Origin of the sequence: Escherichia sp. AM3 (assembly GCF_032029835.1) — a bacterium.
GTDB lineage: Bacteria > Pseudomonadota > Gammaproteobacteria > Enterobacterales > Enterobacteriaceae > Escherichia > Escherichia coli.
Genome location: NZ_JAVUPQ010000648.1, coordinates 1 through 376, shown reverse-complemented (window position 1 = coordinate 376; position 376 = coordinate 1). Strand labels below are relative to the sequence as shown.

At 32.7% G+C, this 376-nt stretch carries 1 pseudogene; it reads left to right on the top strand.

The window, feature by feature from the left end:
- Positions 1 to 376: pseudogene (locus RTW80_RS27695) on the top strand (EscU/YscU/HrcU family type III secretion system export apparatus switch protein); the annotation flags it as partial.

The window sequence follows — 376 nt, the reverse complement described above, 5'->3', positions numbered from 1 at the left end:
GTATGATAATTGTCTTAATTTTTGATTTTATCGCTGAATATTTTTTATTTATGAAAGATATGAAAATGGATAAACAAGAAGTTAAAAGAGAATACAAGGAGCAAGAAGGAAATCCAGAAATTAAGTCTAAACGCAGAGAGCGCATCAGGAAATTCTTTCTGAGCAATTGAAGTCTGATGTCAGTAATAGTCGTTTGATGATTGCCAACCCTACTCACATTGCAATAGGGATATACTTTAAGCCACATCTTTCACCTATTCCATTGATTTCTGTAAGAGAAACTAATGAGGTAGCCTTAGCCGTAAGGAAATATGCAAAGGAAATCGGAATACCAATTATCACAGATAAAAAATTAGCACGAAAAATTTATGATACC